16 protein-coding genes are annotated in these 17,716 nt (G+C 40.2%); 4 read left to right on the plus strand and 12 right to left on the minus strand.

What is annotated here, in order from left to right:
- Positions 1 to 45: 45 nt before the first annotated feature.
- Together JGE69_RS05820 and JGE69_RS05825 are read right to left on the minus strand one after the other, a co-directional pair.
- Positions 46 to 822, minus strand: a complete 777-nt coding sequence (locus JGE69_RS05820; protein WP_002118372.1) for a TrmH family RNA methyltransferase — start codon at positions 820 to 822, stop codon at positions 46 to 48.
- Positions 823 to 881: 59 nt separating this feature from the next.
- Positions 882 to 1,853, minus strand: a complete 972-nt coding sequence (locus JGE69_RS05825; protein WP_199113131.1) for a class 1 fructose-bisphosphatase — start codon at positions 1,851 to 1,853, stop codon at positions 882 to 884.
- 185 nt (positions 1,854 to 2,038) lie between these two features.
- Here JGE69_RS05825 and JGE69_RS05830 point away from each other — a divergent pair, with 185 nt between their 5' ends.
- Positions 2,039 to 2,224: an NF038105 family protein gene (locus JGE69_RS05830; RefSeq protein WP_017399239.1), complete on the plus strand. Its 186-nt coding sequence runs from the start codon at positions 2,039 to 2,041 to the stop codon at positions 2,222 to 2,224.
- 50 nt (positions 2,225 to 2,274) lie between these two features.
- Here the strand turns inward: JGE69_RS05830 and pal are convergent, their stop codons facing one another.
- The 10 genes from pal to JGE69_RS05880 all read right to left on the minus strand — a co-directional run bounded on the left by pal (position 2,275) and on the right by JGE69_RS05880 (position 11,963).
- On the minus strand, positions 2,275 to 2,835 hold the full coding sequence (gene pal, locus JGE69_RS05835; protein WP_002118513.1) for a peptidoglycan-associated lipoprotein Pal: 561 nt from the start codon (positions 2,833 to 2,835) through the stop codon (positions 2,275 to 2,277).
- Positions 2,836 to 2,862: 27 nt separating this feature from the next.
- The gene (gene tolB / locus JGE69_RS05840) at positions 2,863 to 4,143 is read right to left on the minus strand and encodes a Tol-Pal system beta propeller repeat protein TolB (protein WP_199113130.1); all 1,281 of its coding nucleotides are present in this window, start codon (positions 4,141 to 4,143) and stop codon (positions 2,863 to 2,865) included.
- 93 nt (positions 4,144 to 4,236) lie between these two features.
- The gene (gene tolA, locus JGE69_RS05845) at positions 4,237 to 5,580 is read right to left on the minus strand and encodes a cell envelope integrity protein TolA (protein WP_199113128.1); all 1,344 of its coding nucleotides are present in this window, start codon (positions 5,578 to 5,580) and stop codon (positions 4,237 to 4,239) included.
- Between the two features lie 3 nt (positions 5,581 to 5,583).
- Positions 5,584 to 6,036 carry a protein TolR gene (gene tolR, locus JGE69_RS05850; RefSeq protein WP_005067772.1) on the minus strand — a complete coding sequence of 151 codons (453 nt, stop codon included), beginning with the start codon at positions 6,034 to 6,036 and terminating at the stop codon, positions 5,584 to 5,586.
- On the minus strand, positions 6,036 to 6,734 hold the full coding sequence (tolQ, locus tag JGE69_RS05855) for a protein TolQ (RefSeq protein WP_016140259.1): 699 nt from the start codon (positions 6,732 to 6,734) through the stop codon (positions 6,036 to 6,038). Before tolQ ends, tolR begins: the two co-directional genes overlap by 1 nt.
- Positions 6,735 to 6,758: 24 nt before the next feature.
- Positions 6,759 to 7,166: a tol-pal system-associated acyl-CoA thioesterase gene (gene ybgC, locus JGE69_RS05860; RefSeq protein WP_004699892.1), complete on the minus strand. Its 408-nt coding sequence runs from the start codon at positions 7,164 to 7,166 to the stop codon at positions 6,759 to 6,761.
- Positions 7,167 to 7,378: 212 nt separating this feature from the next.
- Positions 7,379 to 8,713 carry a M20 family metallopeptidase gene (locus JGE69_RS05865; RefSeq protein ID WP_199113127.1) on the minus strand — a complete coding sequence of 445 codons (1,335 nt, stop codon included), beginning with the start codon at positions 8,711 to 8,713 and terminating at the stop codon, positions 7,379 to 7,381.
- A gap of 204 nt (positions 8,714 to 8,917) precedes the next feature.
- The gene (ruvB, locus tag JGE69_RS05870) at positions 8,918 to 9,922 is read right to left on the minus strand and encodes a Holliday junction branch migration DNA helicase RuvB (protein WP_002052424.1); all 1,005 of its coding nucleotides are present in this window, start codon (positions 9,920 to 9,922) and stop codon (positions 8,918 to 8,920) included.
- Between the two features lie 7 nt (positions 9,923 to 9,929).
- Complete coding sequence (ruvA, locus tag JGE69_RS05875) at positions 9,930 to 10,529, minus strand: Holliday junction branch migration protein RuvA (protein WP_002118762.1); 600 nt, start codon at positions 10,527 to 10,529, stop codon at positions 9,930 to 9,932.
- A gap of 93 nt (positions 10,530 to 10,622) precedes the next feature.
- The gene (locus tag JGE69_RS05880; RefSeq protein ID WP_031949070.1) at positions 10,623 to 11,963 is read right to left on the minus strand and encodes a deoxyguanosinetriphosphate triphosphohydrolase; all 1,341 of its coding nucleotides are present in this window, start codon (positions 11,961 to 11,963) and stop codon (positions 10,623 to 10,625) included.
- A gap of 309 nt (positions 11,964 to 12,272) precedes the next feature.
- On the opposite strand from JGE69_RS05880, the gene purL reads away from it, so the two are divergent.
- The 3 genes from purL to JGE69_RS18125 all read left to right on the plus strand — a co-directional run bounded on the left by purL (position 12,273) and on the right by JGE69_RS18125 (position 17,715).
- On the plus strand, positions 12,273 to 16,106 hold the full coding sequence (gene purL, locus JGE69_RS05885) for a phosphoribosylformylglycinamidine synthase (protein WP_199113126.1): 3,834 nt from the start codon (positions 12,273 to 12,275) through the stop codon (positions 16,104 to 16,106).
- 77 nt (positions 16,107 to 16,183) lie between these two features.
- Complete coding sequence (locus JGE69_RS05890) at positions 16,184 to 17,389, plus strand: multidrug effflux MFS transporter (RefSeq protein ID WP_032004424.1); 1,206 nt, start codon at positions 16,184 to 16,186, stop codon at positions 17,387 to 17,389.
- 200 nt (positions 17,390 to 17,589) lie between these two features.
- On the plus strand, positions 17,590 to 17,715 hold the full coding sequence (locus JGE69_RS18125; protein ID WP_002118600.1) for a KGW motif small protein: 126 nt from the start codon (positions 17,590 to 17,592) through the stop codon (positions 17,713 to 17,715).
- Position 17,716: the final 1 nt, after the last annotated feature.

Here is a 17,716-nt window from a genome sequence, read left to right on the forward strand (position 1 = left end):
TTGATTTTTTTCACAAATATGTGCGATGTAAAATAAATTAACGTTTTATTGGCGTTGGCGAACCATCTCAAAAAAACAAATAGATCCTGCAATTGCCACGTTTAATGACTCTTGTCCACCCGGTTGAGGAATAGTCACTGATTGTGCGTGATCTAACGCGTAATCGCTTGCACCTTGACCTTCATTTCCTAAAATCCACACACACGGTTTAGAAAGGTCTTTTGAGTAAAGACTGGTTGAGCGATGAGAGCTAGTAACAAAAACCGGGATTTGGAATTTTGGAAGGATATCTGTCAGCTGGAAGTTTTCAAAACAATGTAAGCTAAAATGAGCGCCCATACCTGCTCTTAAAACTCGCGGTGACCAAAGTGATGCAGAGCCTTGTGTGCAAATGATTTGTTTAATATTTGCTGCTGCTGCTGAACGTAGCAAAGTACCTACATTACCCGGATCTTGAATATTTTCTAGAATTAAGGTGTCTACATTGTAGTCGATAGTTGATGCAGTTTTAGGTAGATCAATAATCGCTAAGCAAGGTAAGCTTGTACCTAATGTGCTCAAATCTCTATATAAAACTTCACTAATAACAAAGATATGGCCTTGATGTAGCTCTGTTATTTTCTTTAAATCTTCGTGTTCTAAGGCCTGTTCTGTCGTAAATAAAGAAAAAATCTTCTTTTGCTGTTGTAACCAAGCCAAACAAAGATGGGTGCCTTCAAGAACGGTTTGTTGGTGCTTTTTTCGGGCGTTACTGAGTTCGATTAATCCACGCAAATGTTTAATTTTTGCATTGTCTTTTGATTCTAAAAAAATAACCGCCATAAGAAAATATCCAACAAAAGGGCACCATCATACTATGATGCCCTAAGTAATTAAAATTATTAGTGGTAGCTTGTTACGCGTTCAACTTCATTTTTAGAACCGATAATCACAGGTACACGTTGGTGAAGTTCTGTAGGTTCAATCTCTAGAATGCGTACACGGCCAGTAGTTGATGCACCGCCTGCTTGTTCAATGAGCATACTCATTGGGTTCGCTTCATACATTAAACGTAAACGACCAGCTTTTTTCGGATCTTTTAAGTCGTATGGGTAAAGGAAAATACCACTACGACATAAAATACGGTGAATATCACCCACCATACATGCTACCCAGCGCATATTGAAATCTTTTTCACGAACAGATGTCTTGCCCGCGAGTAATTCATCAATATATTGTTTTACGGGTTGTTCCCAATGACGTTGGTTAGATGCATTAATAGCGAATTCTTGAGTATCTGCTGCAACCTGTACGTTCTCATTCGTCAGCAAGAATGTTTGAGTTTCTGGATCTAAAGTAAAGAATGCTACGCCATTTCCTACAGTTAAAGCCATCATAGTTGATGGGCCATAAAGTACATAACCAGCAGCAACTTGCTGTGTGCCAGCTTGCATGAAATCGTTTGCTTGTGTTACTGCATTTTTTGCAGGCAAAATAGAGAAAATCGTACCTACACACATATTGATATCGATATTGCTTGAGCCATCTAATGGATCAAATAAAACGAGGTATTTACCATTTTCTTGTGCAGGTGTGAATTCATCAAGCTCTTCAGAAGCGAGACCGCCTACGTGCGGGTGTACTTTTAAAGCATCAATTAAGTAGTCATTTGAAATCACATCCAGTTTTTTCTGTGTTTCACCCTGAACATTTTCATTGCCAGCACTACCTAAAATACCAGCCAGAGCACCTTTTTGTAAGGCTTGGTCGATTATTTTACAGGTCGTGGCAATAGTATCGATGACTTGAGCCAACTCAGGTGTTAGATTCCCTTTTTGTTGTTGTAAAAATTGGGACAAAGTGAGGTTGGACATAAAAAAACGCTCCTGTGCTTCAAGCATCAAAATGAGTCAGATAAATACGTGGCATATTCTAGATGAGAATGTCACAAAATAAAAATTATCTTACTTTATTTGTGTTGGATTTATGCTTACAAGCCCCAATTAAAATGGTATGTTGATTGCATTACAAAGGATTGTATATTTTTAGGAGAATCGAAATGACAACAAAGAAGTTTGATGCGACCCCCACGGCAGGTGAACCAATCAATCTAGATGAAATTTCGAAAGAAAATGTTCAGGAAGCTTGGAAAGATTATGAGGCAAAACCTGAATATAAAGATTTTAATAAGCATGATTTGATTGAGTCCATGCAACATCATGAAGAAGACAAGAAATCTTCTTAAGTAATAAAAAAACGCTCATATTATTATGAGCGTTTTTTTACGCATATCCCTTATTTTAATAAAGGAGGGACTGCTTCGTAATTAATCTCAACGCGGCGATTTTCTTTCCACGCTGATTCATCATGTCCCGCATTAACAGGAGCTTCTTTACCATAACTTACAGCTTCAAGTTGCTGTGGGTTTACACCATTGGTAATTAAATAGCTTTGTACAGCTTTAGCACGACGCTCACCTAAAGCCATGTTGTATTCACGTGTACCACGTTCATCTGTATGCCCTGTTAATGCAACTTTTGAATTTGCATTTGCGATAAGGAACTGAGCATGAGCTTGAAGTGTTTGGTAGTCTTCAGTAGATAAATCGCTGCTGTCATAATCAAAGTGAACAACGCGTTTAGCCAAAGCCGCTTTATTTGCTTCAGTTACACCTTTAGATGAAGCACCAGCCAAATTTTGAGCATTTAATGCAGCATCTTCACTTAAGCCAGAAGTGTTTACCGTGCTTGGATTTGTACCAGTAGTGGTAGTCGCTGCAGGTTTACGGCTAGCACAGCCTGTCATTACGAGTGCTACGCTAAGAAAGGGTAGAGCTAAGTATTTGATTGATTTCATGATCATCTCCGTCAATGGAATTAAAAGTTATTTTGGTGCCCAGGCTGGTTCACGTACTTCACCTTGTTCGCTTGGTAAATTCATACGGAAACGTCCATCAGTAGACATAATAGACAACAAGCCACGGTTGCCTTCACGAGTTGCGTAGACCACCATTTGCCCATTTGGTGAGAAACTTGGTGATTCATCTAAACTAGTTGGGGTAAGAATATTGGTGATGCCAGTATTAATGTCTTGAATTGCAACTTTATAACTGCTGCCACTTGGGCGATGAACAAGTGCAATCTTTTTGCCATCTGCACTCAGAGTTCCACGTGCATTAAATGACCCTTTAAATGTTAAACGCTTTACTGAGCCATCAGCAAAGGTATAACGATAAATTTGGGCAGAGCCACCACGGTCAGAAGTGAAAATAAAGGATTTTCCATCTGGTGTGTAACGTGCTTCGGTATCAATTGCCGAGTCATTTGTCATGCGTTTGACTTGGCGAGTTGATAAATCCATTTGATAAATTTCAGGGTTGCCATTCATAGATGCTGTAAACAGCATTGATTGGCCATCTGGTGAGAAACTTGGTGCGCCGTTTAGGCCTCTGAAACTAGTAAGAACTTCACGTGTTCCAGTTGATAAATCCTGTAAATAAATTGCTGGACGTTTAGTTTCAAAAGAAACATAAGCAATTTTTTTAGCATCCGGTGTCCATGCCGGAGAAAGAATTGGATCACGAGATGATAAAACGGTCTTTGGTTGTTCACCATCCGTATCTGCAATTTGTAGGGTATAACGCTCGGCAGGGGTTGCAGGGTTTCTTAGTACATATGCAATACGGCCGCTAAAGTCACCTGGAATACCAGTAAGCGCTTGATAAATAGCATCACTTACCATATGACCAGCCTGACGTATGCGAGCAGCTGGTACATTTAAAAGTTCATTTAAAATGTATTGTTGCTTTTGTACATCATAAAGTTGGTAGTGAACTTCAAAACCTGTCGCTGTTTGTTTAATTTGACCCGTAACTACATATGGAATACCCACGGCTTGCCAGTCAGAAGCTTGAATCTGATTAATTGCAGCATTGGCAGGTAAGTTTTTAGATGAGCTTGTAAAGCGTCCAGAACGGTTTAAGTCTGTTTCAACAATAGGATAGAGCCCATTGTCGTTGGTAAACGGGACAATAGCAATTTTGGGTGCCTGATCTGGTGCTTTGGCAATTTCCAGATATAACTGGGCAAAAGCAGTGGTAGAAGCAATAGGGCTTAAGGCAGTGATCAGTGCTAAAGATAGCAGGTGTTTGCGGCTCGTATTCATAAGTTTAAAGTCATAGCAGGTATTTTTGTGACTGTTGATTTTGTAGCATAGTTACATGCCTTAAACTATTTAAAGCATGTAACTCTTTCAAAATTATTGCGCTCTAAATGTAGAGCTAACACTTCTTGCTTCACGTCTTGCATCTGGATCTGATGGCATAGGATAGGGCGCTGCGGCTTGAATTGCAGCTTTAATACTTGCGTCTAAGGCATCATCACCACTTGAACGCGTGATCACAATAGAGTTAACGCTTCCCGAATCGGAGAGAGTGAAGCGAACACCAACTGTTTTACCACTACTGCCAGTTGGAACGTCCCAAGAGCGTCGAATTTTTTGTTCAAAATCGCGTCTAGCTGAAGAAGCAACTTTTTTAGCTTCAGCTTTCTTTTGAGCTGCTTCTTCTTGTGCTTTTTGAGCAGATGCAGCTTTGGCTTCGGCCTCTGCTTCAGCTTTACGCTTAGCATCGTCAGCAGCTTTTTGCTTGGCTTTAGCATCAGCTTTGCGTTTAGCATCGTCAGCAGCCTTTTGCTGTTTGGCTTTCGCATCGGCCTCAGCTTTACGTTTAGCATCGTCAGCAGCCTTTTGCTGTTTGGCTTTCGCATCGGCCTCAGCTTTACGTTTAGCCTCGTCATTGGCTTTTTGTTGCTTAGCTTTAGCATCTGCTTCAGCTTTACGTTTAGCATCGTCATTAGCTTTTTGCTGTTTAGCTTTAGCAGCAGCTTCAGCTTTTCGTTTAGCGTCATCGGCAGCTTTTTGCTGCTTGGCTTTCGCATCGGCCTCAGCTTTTCGCTTAGCTTCTTGTTGTGCTTGAAGCTTAGCGTTTTCGGCCTTTTGAGCTTCACGTTTTAATTTTGCATCAGCCTCAACTTTACGTTTAGCGTCTTCAGCAGCTTTACGAGCTTCATTTTGCTCTTGTTTAGCTTTGGCATCTGCTTGAGCTTTCGCCGTTTGTTCGGCCTTACGCTTTTGTTCAGCTTCTGATTTTGCTTTAGCTTCAGCCTGCTGTTTTTGTATTTCCTCTTTACGTTGCTGTTCCGCTGCTGCTTGTTTAGCTTTTGCAGCTTCTTCAGCTTTACGTTTTTGCTCAGCTAACTTAGCTTGTTGTGCCTGTTCAGCCTTTTGCTGTTGGGCGGCAAGTTGTTGAGCTGTTGGAGGAGGAGGCGTAGTCGGAAGATTTTGAGGAAGCGTTTCATCCACAATAGGGGCTAATACCTCTTTTGCTTCATTGGTAGCTGTAGTCTCTTGTTCAACTTCTTTTGCTAAAGGAGGAGGCAAATCTTCTGGCTTAACTAAAATAGTTGTTAGCTTTTTTGGCTGTTCAGGTGGTTTACTCAAGCCTAAAAAAAGCAAGCCAACAATGGCAATTGCATGAACTCCGAGTGTAAAGCTCAATGCAATCGCATTTTGTTTAAAGGGCGGCTTTTGATTTTTGTTCATAGCTTATTTTAAAGGCTCTGTCAGAAGGCCAACTTGAGTTAAACCTGCTTCTTGTAAACTCGCCATCAATGATACGACTTCTCCATAAGGACGAGACTTATCACCATTGACTAAAACTGTGAGTTGTTTGTTTTCTTGTTCAGCTTGTTTTTGAGCATCGCTTAAAACTTCTTCAAGTTTTTCACGAGATAATGGTTCATTATCTTTGTAATCTTCATACTGAAGATAAATATTGCCATCTTTGCCAATTGTTACCATGGCTGGCATATCTTTTGATTCGATTGGATGGTTATTTGCTTGAGGTAAATCGACCTTGATACCACTGGTAATCATAGGGGCAGTTACCATAAAAATAACCAAAAGCACGAGCATAACGTCAATATAAGGTACGACGTTCATATCACTTTTTAATGGTTTTTTTATGCGCTCAAAGCGCCCTGAACGCTGAATTGCCATTATGCATCTTCCTGTGATGAACCCACAGATTGACGTTGCAATAAAGCAATCATCTCTTCAGCAAATAAAGCGCGATCAGAATAAACACTTTCACTTTTAGCAGTGAAATGGTTAAAAGCTAATACAGCAGGAATTGCGGCAAACAAACCAATTGCAGTTGCAATAAGTGCTTCGGCAATACCTGGTGCAACAGTTGCTAGAGTTACCTGATCGACCGCAGCCAAACCGATAAAGGCATTCATAATACCCCAAACAGTACCGAATAGACCGATGTACGGTGCTACAGAACCGATACTTGCTAAAGTCCCTAAACCATATTCTAAATGGCTCTGATCACGACTCAAACCTACGCGCAAAATCCGTTCAGTGCCTTCAATTGTTTGTGAAACAGGAGCCTGACGCTTTTTGAGTTTAAAAAATTCGCTCAACCCTTGATAAAAAATATCTTCAAGCCCAGAGCGCTTTGAGTTGAGTTGGGCATTGTTATAAAGCGTATTGAGTTCAGCACCAGACCAGAACATTTTTTGGAAATGTTCATCGTCTTGATGTGCTTTTTTATAACTCATATGTAACTTGGCAATCAGATACCAACTAAAGATCGATGCTAACAATAAAATTAGCATGACCAACTGAACGACTGGACTTGCTTGTAAAATAAGGTCAGAAATATGCAGGGTTGATTCAATGTTTGTTGCCATAGGTTACATATGCCGGTTGTTTTTTTAGTCTTGTTCCAATTCTTTACGAATAAGATCACGTATTTCTTCTGGAAGACGACGAGCTACAAGTTCTTTACTTAAACATGCCAACTCAACCTCGCCAGAAGCAAGCAAGATTTCACCACGATAAATATTTTGTTGCAACACAAATGACGCAGCTTTACATGAAACTACACGTGCTGTAACAGTAATTAAATCATCCATTAAAATAGGACGCATGTATTTTACGTCAATTTTGTGTACGACAAAGTTGTAGTCTTTTTGATGCCAGTAATGATCAACGCCAGAAGCACGGAGCCATTCAGTACGGGTACGTTCCATATAGCGAATATGGTTGGCATGGTAAACAATACCACCTGCGTCCGTATCTTCAATATAAACACGAATGTTGAATTCAAAATGATTCGCCATGAGAGTATTCCGTTTTAGTTCACTATAGAGCTTTATATTTAAAATATGGCTTTGAATAAAACATCAGCTCTATTCAACAGCCATACATCTGCTTTTAAATACGGGGCAGTTTAGCAGATTGCATACTAAGTCCTATGGCACAACCTTTCAATTGCGGTTGCTGTATTTCTAATCTAAAAACGCTATATCTTATGGCTAGCAAGCTTTTTAAGTTAAGAGGGCTTCCATGAAGTTTGAACTTGTTTTGATATATTCGGATAATCTAATACGAATCTTACATGTAGCTCGGTCCCAGTTTTTAAAGCCTTGTTATCTACAATAAAATAAGGGCTATGATTTGGTGCCGCCTGAGTTAAGTCCTGATTTTCTGGTGTTGCACCCAAGAAAACAAAGAATGACGGCATTAACTTGCCATAATAGGCAAAATCTTCACTTGCGCTTGCATTATGATCTAAAACATGGAGTTTTGAATCGCCAACAACTTTGGCTAGGGTTGGCTGAATAAACTGAGTAAGCGCTTTATCATTCATGGTCACTGGAGCGTAAGGAGCAATTTCAACTTTGGCGGTGACGTCATTAGCTTGAGCGTTATGCTCTATCAGGGTTGGTAAACTTTTTAAGATATTTGCTCGTATCTGTTCGTTGTTAGAGCGAATAGTCCCAATCATATTGACTTGTTCCGGAATTACATTTCCTGCCGTACCACCTTGAATATTACCGATAGTGACTACGCCCATGCCTTGGGTGAGGTCGGTTCTTCGGCTAATAAGACTCTGTAAATTATTAATCATTTGTGCAGATGCATAAATTGGATCTCTACCTAACCATGGGGTCGAGCCGTGAACCTGCTTACCGTTAACCTGAATACGCAAATGATCTGCGCTATTTAAAATGGCACCATCTTTATAATAAAGGTGCCCACTTTGCATACCAGATATGACATGTATTCCAAAAATAGCTTCGGGTTTATAATCTTTAAATGCACCGTCTGTGATCATTTTTCTTGAGCCGATTTGATCACCCTGCTTAAAGTTGTCTATATCTGCTCCACCTTCTTCAGCGGGTTGAAAAACAAAGACAACGGTACCCGATATTTTATCTTTATTGGCAGCTAGTATTTTTGCTGCACCTAATAGCATTGCTGTGTGTGCATCATGTCCACAGGCATGCATCACATAACTTTCTTTACCTTGATAAATTGCTTTTTGTTTACTAGAAAAGGGAACTCCGCTTTTTTCTTCCATAGGTAGCGCATCCATATCTGCTCTAAGCGCGATAATAGGACCGGGTTTATTACCTTTTAAAATGCCAATAACCCCTGTTTTTGCATAACCTGTTTTGACTTGAATGCCATAAGACTTCAATTCTTTTTGAACCAGTGCTGATGTTTTAAATTCCATGTTGCCGAGTTCAGGATGCTCGTGAATATGTTGTCTTAATTGAATAACCTGATTTTCATTTTGTTGTGCAGCATCTTTTACCCAATCTGCTAGGCTCAGCTGGCTTATTAGAGCGAGTGGAAAAATCAAAGCGGCTTTTTTGTACATGTCCTTATCCTAAAAATATTATTGTTCATAAGATTTGCTATCTAGATTTCTTATAATGTAGTTTTTAGAAATATTAAAAAATCAATAAGGTATAAAGAAAGACTTAAAAGGTATAGAGTGGCTAATTTATTGATAAGACAATTATTATTTTAATTGGATAGAGAGATTAAATTAAAAAAGGAAGAGAAAATTCTCTTCCTTTGATTAGTTTTTAGGCTCAGGCGGTGTCATTCCAAACTGTAAATAAGATTGGTTGGTTGCAATCCGACCTCGTGCAGTACGCATGACATAACCTTGTTGAATTAAATAAGGTTCAATCACGTCTTCAAGCGTACCGCTGTCTTCAGCCATCGCTGCTGCAAGCGCTTCAACTCCAGCAGGGCCACCATCAAAACGCTCGAGTAGCATGCTCAAATAACGTCGGTCTAGGGTATCTAGGCCAGCTTTATCAACATTGAGCATATCAAGCGCACGCTGTGCCATTTCATGGGTCACTTCGCCTGTGCCTTTCACTTGGGCATAGTCACGAACACGTCGTAATAAACGGTTGGCGATACGAGGTGTTCCGCGTGATCGGCGTGCTACTTCTTCTGCGCCTTCAACTGTAATGGGTACATCCATTAAGTTTGCAGAGCGTGACACAATGTGAGTCAAGTCTTCTACAGAGTAAAACTCAAGACGTTGCACAATACCGAAGCGGTCACGTAATGGTGAGGTCAGTAAGCCCGCACGTGTGGTCGCAGCGACGAGTGTAAAAGGGGGTAAATCGAGTTTAATTGAACGAGCAGCAGGGCCTTCACCAATCATGATGTCGAGTTGGTAATCTTCCATCGCTGGATACAGAATTTCTTCAATCACCGGTGAAAGACGATGAATTTCATCAATAAATAAAACATCGCCTTCTTCAAGGTTAGTCAGCATTGCTGCTAAATCACCTGCACGTTCCAAGACAGGCCCCGAAGTCGATTTGAGGTTGCCACCCATTTCCCGTGCAATAATATTAGCTAGTGTGGTTTTACCTAAGCCGGGCGGACCAAAAATCAGTGTGTGGTCGAGAGCTTCACCACGACCACGAGCAGCGCCAATGAAAATTTCCATTTGCTCGCGTACGACTGGTTGCCCAATATAGTCGGCAAGAGAAGTTGGTCGAATAGCCCGATCAAAATGATCTTCAGGTTTTTCTGTTCCACTGATTAGACGGTCTTGCATAAGTGTTTTACTTCATCATGGATTTGAGAGCAGCGCGAATAATATCGGCTGATTCTGTGTAATCGGCTTTAACCGCTGCAACAGCTTTTTGTGCTTCAAGTGGCTTATAACCTAAAGATTGCAACGCAGCTTCTGCTTCTGCGACAGGAGAGTTTGCAGCAAATTGAATTTGAGGCATGGTCGCCACAGTTGAAGTGCCTTGAGCCAATGTTTTGAAACGGTCACGGAGTTCAATCATTAAACGTTCAGCTGTTTTTTTGCCAACCCCTGGAACTTTGACCAGCGTATTTATATCATCATGTTCAATGGTGTGAACCAATAACTCAACGCTTAGTGTCGATAAAATACCCAATGCCATTTTCGGGCCGACACCATTTACTTTTAATAAGGTGCGGAAAATTGTTTTCTCTTGAGCATCGCTAAAACCGTAGAGTTGTTGAGCATCTTCACGAACAACTAAATGCGTCCATAACGTAACTTTCTGGCCTTTTTGTAATTGGCAAAATGTTGAAAGTGGCGTATCAATTTCATAACCCACACCATTTACATTCAGTAAGACAGTAGGGGCTTCTAGGGCAAACACTTCGCCAATTAAACATCCGATCATAGATTAGTTTCACTTATTCATAACTGTAAATCTGGTCGTTTTAACATTAATTGAAAACGACACTGGTTTTATTTCTTTCTATATTAAGCCAATTTAAAACAAGCCAATTTTATTACCTTGCAACTCTTGCGCCAAGCTATAAGCCTGATGATCTGAGAACTTACTGATAATATCGAGGACTTGCATGATATTGCTGTAGTGATTATTGCTAAAGCTAGCACCATATAGATTAAGGATAGACATTAAACGTTGTTCTTTAAAGCTTAAAGACTTATGTGGTGTTGTGAGTGGTACAAATGCATCCAGAATCGTTTGTAAGCTTTGATGTGCAATAATTTCTAAACCAGATTTTTGTGGGTGCTCAAAAATTTTGTCACGTGCCAGATTCTTGGCAGTTTCGATACCTTTTGCAATATCGGGTGAACAATATTGCAAAAGGTTGCCTTTAAGCTGACCTGTAATGATTTCATAATGATTCTTGGCAAAAGCCGTAGTGACTTCATCAACAAGACGTTTCATCACTCGACCACGTAATGCTGAGATCTTTTGTTGCCACGTACTGTTTGGATGAGACAACTCTTCAGGTTGACCATAGTCGGCAATAAGATTTAAGAATATCGGTTCAACTTCTTGGTAACTCAGCATATTTAAGACAATGCCATCTTCTAAATCAATGAGGGCATAGCAAATGTCATCAGCAGCTTCTAACAGGTAGGTGAGTGGATGACGGCAATAATGATATTCCCCGAGTTGAATCAGCCCGAGCTGTTCCGCAATCTGTTTTAAAATTTCTTTTTCAGACTGATAACAACCAAACTTTGCTCTTTGATGGGAAGGGCGGTCACCCTGCGAAGCAATTGTTTTTGAAAGCCATGGATATTTTAGATAAGCACCTAAAGTTGCATAAGTTAAGCGCATACCGCCATCATTTGGATGATAGTCAATGCGACTTAATAAACGTAATCCTTGAGCATTACCTTCAAACTGACGAACATCAGCTTCTTCTTCGGGGCTTAGTTTTTTCAAAAAATCATCATGCGAGGCATCATCGAACCATTCGCGAATTGCGTATTCACCCGCATGCCCGAAAGGAGGATTACCTATATCGTGGGCCAGACAAGCTGCTTGAATAATTGCTCCGACATCGGCAGGTGAAATCCAAACGGGTAATTCATCTTTTATTTTTTCTGCGGCAAGCATACCCATTGAGCGACCAATGCAGGAAACTTCAAGGGAGTGTGTTAAGCGGGTATGAATGCCATCATGCTGTGCTAAAGGGTGAACTTGCGTCTTACGGTTTAACTGACGAAAACTTTGAGAAAATATAATGCGGTCATAATCTTTATGGAATGGGCTACGAGCCAGTTCTGTACTACTTTTTTTGCTACCTAAACGAACTGCGGAAAGCAGCTCTAACCAACGCATTTGTTCCATTTATCATTATTCAAAACTATAAAAGCTGATCATGCCAAAAAAAACTTAAAAGCACTAGCTTGGTGCGACATAGTTTGTCTTAGTTCGGGTTTTATTATGTTATTGAATAAACATGCAACAATTTATTTTTAGCAAGAATGACTAAAAAAATGATTTTGAACAAAAAACAAATCACTTCTTGCAGAATTAGGTTACAGAATACTGATTCTACATCTAGCTGATTTTAGCAAGAAGCAGTAGAATATGCGCTCTCTCTAAAGTCACATTGCGGTAAGGTTCACAAGACCTGCCCGTGGAGCCAAAATCAACATGTTTATCGTGGCCGGTGCAGCAGCACATTCTTCTTTTAAGAAAGCTCAACTATTAACACGTTTATCGTCAATTAGTTCTGTTCAATCTTTTGACAGCCAATGGGTCTATTTGTTTGATCAAGCGCTCAACGAGCAGCAACATCAATCTGCTTTGCAATTATTGAATGACGGTGAGTCTTTTGAACTTCGTCAATCTGCAAGTGATGAGATTCAGATTTTAGTTACACCACGTGTGGGTACTATTTCACCTTGGTCTTCTAAAGCAACTGATATTTTCAAAAACTGTAATACACCAGTACACCGTTTAGAACGTGGTCTTTTATTCACGTTAAAAGGCGTTACTGAAATTACAAATGAAGTTAAACAAGTACTTCATGACCGTATGACAGAAACAGTTTTTGCTCAAATTGAAGATGCAAAAGCATTATTCTCAGAAACAGCTCCAAAACCATTAAATTCAATTGATATCTTGGGCCAAGGCAAAGAAGCTTTGGTTAAAGCGAACAATGAGTTCGGTTTTGCGCTTTCTGAACAAGAAATTGATTATTTAACAGAAGCATTCGGTAAGCTTGGTCGTAATCCAAATGATATCGAATTGATGATGTTTGCACAGGCGAACTCTGAACACTGTCGTCATAAAATCTTTGGTTCTGAATGGACAATTGATGGTGAAAAACAACCATTATCATTGTTCCAGATGATTAAAAACACTTACAAAGAATCACCAACTGACGTTTTATCTGCATACAAAGATAATGCTTCTGTAATTGTGGGTTATGACACGATGCGTTTTTATCCAAAAGCGGATGAAAATGGTCACTTTGTTTATAAATATAAGAGCCAAGCAGCTCATATTTTAATGAAGGTTGAAACTCATAACCACCCAACAGCAATTTCTCCATTTGCTGGTGCTGCAACTGGTTCAGGCGGTGAAATCCGTGATGAAGGTGCAACTGGTCGTGGTGGTAAACCAAAAGCTGGTTTAACAGGCTTTACAGTTTCTAACTTAAATATTCCTGGTTTTGAACAACCTTGGGAAGAAAACTACGGTAAACCTTCACGTATGGCATCGCCATTACAAATCATGATTGAAGGTCCATTAGGTGGCGCGGCATTTAACAACGAATTCGGTCGTCCTGCATTAAATGGTTATTTCCGTACTTTCGAACAAAATGTAAATGGTGAAGTGAAGGGCTTCCATAAGCCAATCATGATCGCTGGTGGTTACGGTAACATTCGTCCTGACCATGTAGAAAAAGATGCGATTCAACCAGGTGACTTGCTCATTGTATTGGGTGGCCCTGCAATGTTAATCGGTCTTGGCGGCGGTGCAGCATCTTCTGTAGACAGCGGTACAATGGGTGAAAGCCTTGATTTCGCATCTGTACAACGTGAAAACCCAGAAATGGAGCGCCGTTGTCAAGAAGTAATTGATACGTGCTGGCGCTTAGAAGACTTCAACCCAATCGTTTCTGTACACGACGTTGGTGCGGGTGGTCTATCAAATGCTATGCCTGAACTTGTGAATGACCATGAGTTAGGTGCAGTTCTTAACCTTCGTAAGATTCCTTCATTAGAACCGGGCATGAGCCCAATGGAAATCTGGTCAAACGAAGCACAAGAGCGTTATGTTCTTGCAATTCGTCCAGAGTCTTTAGAACAGTTCGAATCAATCTGTGCTCGTGAACGTTGTCCATTTGCCGTGTTAGGTGAAGCAACTGAAGCTCGTCATTTAACTGTTGAAGATCCATTGTTCCAGAACAATGCAGTTGATATCCCAATGCAAGTAATGCTTGGTGGTACACCGCGTATGCAACGTTCTTATGAAACAATTGAGCGTAAAGGTAACGAGTTTGACGCTTCAAAAGTTGATTTGAAAGATGCGATTTTCCGTGTATTGAAAAATCCTACAGTTGCTTCTAAATCATTCTTGATCACCATTGGTGACCGCTCAATTACAGGTATGGTTGCACGTGATCAAATGGTTGGTCGTTGGCAGATTCCTGTTGCGGATGCAGCAGTAACGACGACAAGCTTACAAGGCTTCACTGGTGAAGCAATGGCGATGGGTGAACGTCCGCCAGTAGCATTGTTAAATCCAGCAGCATCTGCTCGTTTGGCAGTTGCTGAAGCAATTACTAATATTGCATGTGCAAACATTGAACAGATTAGCGATATCAAACTTTCTGCAAACTGGATGGCTGCTGCTGGTCAAAAAGGTGAAGACCAAGCATTGTTTGAAGGTGTGAAAGCGATTGGTATGGAAATGTGTCCTGCTTTAGGAATTGCGATTCCTGTAGGTAAAGACTCGCTTTCAATGCGTACTACTTGGAACGAAAACGGTGAAGACAAAGCTGTAACATCTCCAATGACAGGTGTAATTACTGCATTTGCTCCAGTAACAGATGTTCGTAAAACTTTAACACCTGAACTTAAGAATTTAGAAGATTCAGTACTTGTACGTATTGATTTATCTAAAGGCCAGTTCCGTTTAGGTGGTTCGATTCTTGCGCAAGTATATAAAGCAATCGGTTCAATCACTCCAGACGTTGATAGTTTTGATGATTTCAAAGCGTTCTTTGCTTTAATTCAAGATTGGAACAACCGTGGCTTGATTCAAGCTTACCATGACATCGGTGATGGTGGTTTACTCGCAACTGTTGCTGAAATGATGTTCGCTGCACGTTTAGGTGTTGCATTAGAAGACCAAACTCCAGCAAGTTTATTTGCTGAAGAAATTGGTGCAGTTCTTCAAATTAAGGCAACTGATTGGGACGCTTTACAAGCAGAAGTTGCTGCATCTAGCTTGAAAGATGCAATTGCTGTAGTTGGTTGTGTAAACAACACCGATCAATTATCTGTAAACGGTTTGACTTTAGAGCGTGCAGAATTGCAACAAGCTTGGTCTGAGGTATCTCATCAGATCCAACGTTTACGTGATAACGTAGAAACTGCTGACCAAGAATTTGCTTTAATTGCAGATAAATCACATCAAGGCTTAATTGCTAAACCAACATTTGACTTGAATGAACCTATTGAAGCACCGTTCATTAACACACGTCGTCCTAATATGGCGATCTTGCGTGAGCAAGGTGTAAACGGTCATATTGAGATGGCAGCAGCCTTTGATAAGGTTGGTTTCAATACCGTTGACGTGCACATGAGTGATTTACTTGCTGGTCGCGTTAGCCTAAGTGATTTTGAAGGTTTAGTGACTTGTGGCGGTTTCTCTTACGGTGACGTAATGGGTGCTGGCGGAGGCTGGGCAAAATCTGTATTGTTCAATGCGAAATTACGTGATCAGTTTGAACAGTTCTTCCATCGTGAAGACACGTTTAGCTTAGGTATCTGTAATGGTTGCCAAATGTTGTCACAATTAGCGCCACTTATTCCAGGTGCTGAACACTGGCCACGTTTCCACCGCAATATGTCAGAAGTCTTTGAAGCACGTAGCGTAAACGTTCGTGTTGAAAAATCTGTTTCTGTATTGCTTAATGGAATGGAAGGTTCGATTTTACCGATTGCTGTAGCACACGGTGAAGGTCGTGCAGTTGCGAGTGAAGCTGATATTGCAGGCTTGAATGCAGCTAACCAAGTTGCTTTGCGTTATGTTGACAGCCATGGTAACCCGACTCAACATTATCCATTGAATCCGAATGGTTCGCCAGAAGCGATTACTGGTGTAACATCTAAAGATGGTCGTGCAACGATCATGATGCCACACCCAGAGCGTACTTTCCGTGCAATTCAACACTCTTGGAGTCCAGAAGAATGGACTGAAGATGGTGCATGGTTACGTATGTTCCGTAATGCACGTAAGTTTATCGGGTAATATAAAAGTTGAAATAAGCCACCGTAAGGTGGCTTATTTGTATGCAGTACGATATTAATAAATAGCAGAGAAGAAAAATGAAATCAAAAATCCATTTCCATGAATTTGCATTACTAATGGCATTGCTCATGTCTATTGTTTCTTTTTCAATAGATGCAGTCCTACCTGCTTTGGGCGAAATCGGACGAGTTTTTGACTTAAAAAATAATAATCAGACACAGTGGGTCATTATTGGTATTTTTTCTGGTATGACGATTGGCCAATTGATTGCTGGCCCTCTATCCGATGCAATTGGCCGTAAACGCATTTTATTCACAGGAATTGTTATTTACTTTCTGGGAAGTTTATTGTGCTTTACCACACAAAGTTTTGAATGGTTTTTAGTTGGACGTTTCATTCAAGGGGTTGGCGTATCAGGTCCTTACGTGGCTTCTATTTCAATTGTTAGAGATAAATACAGTGGGGCTCAAATGGCCCGCATCATGTCTTTAATTATGATGGTGTTTATGGTTGCCCCAGCAATTGCACCAAGTTTGGGACAGCTCATTATCCATTTCTTTGGTTGGCGTGAGATCTTTGTTTTATATATGGCCTATGCCACAGTTGTGGGGGCATGGGTTGCTTTACGTTTGGAAGAGACGTTACTTCCCGAAAATCGTTTACCTATGCGCCTACAAGCATTTCAGGAAGGCTTTAAAGAAGTCGTAAGTAACAAAACCACCATGAGCTATTTGCTATGTGCAGGTTTCTGTTTTGGTGGATTCATTGGTTATTTGGGTACTTCTCAGCAAATTTTTATGCAGCAGTTTGGTAAAACAGGGCAAGAGTTTAGTGCATATTTTGCTGTGCTTGCTGGTGTGATGGGAATCGCTTCATTTACAAATTCTAAAATTGTTATGAAGTTTGGTATGCGTCCAATCTGTATTTATGGCTTTCTAGGTTTGTGCTTAATTTCTTTAGTTTTCTTAGGAATTCAACTTTTGGGTGTGGCTGTTTCATTCTGGATGTTTATGCTTTATGCCTGCATTTTATTTTTATTATTTGGAACTTTATTTGGAAATTTAAACGCAATTGCAATGGAACCGATGGGACATGTTGCTGGTATGGCATCGGCCATTATTGGTGCAGCGTCCTCTGTTTTGTCACTTATTCTTGCATCTATTATTGGGCAATTATATGACGGTACATTAATACCAATGACTGGCGGCTTCGTCATTTTATGTGGTTTAGCATTTATGATGACAATATATGAGAACAGATATTTAAAGAAATCGAATGCTTAAAATTATAAAGACGCAGCTAGCACACTGAAATTTAAAATTTTGTTCAGAATAAGAGCTACATAAAAATGAGTGTAGCTCTTTTAAGCATTTTAGAAAAATTATAAGCCTATAGACATTCGGCTATTTAACACTTTATGCTTAGTTCAAAATTGGATCAATTTTTGCTTTCTCTGTAACAACGATAAAAATCGGAGATCAAAATGATGAAAAATAAGTATCACATAAGAACAATGTATACCAAAGATAAGGGCTGGCGCTTGTTTGGCTTGGCGCTTGCCATTCAAATCCTCTTTATTGGAGCAAATTATTTGGTAATGATGAGCTGAC

It is taken from the genome of Acinetobacter sp. C13, assembly GCF_016809775.1.
Taxonomy (GTDB): domain Bacteria; phylum Pseudomonadota; class Gammaproteobacteria; order Pseudomonadales; family Moraxellaceae; genus Acinetobacter; species Acinetobacter pittii.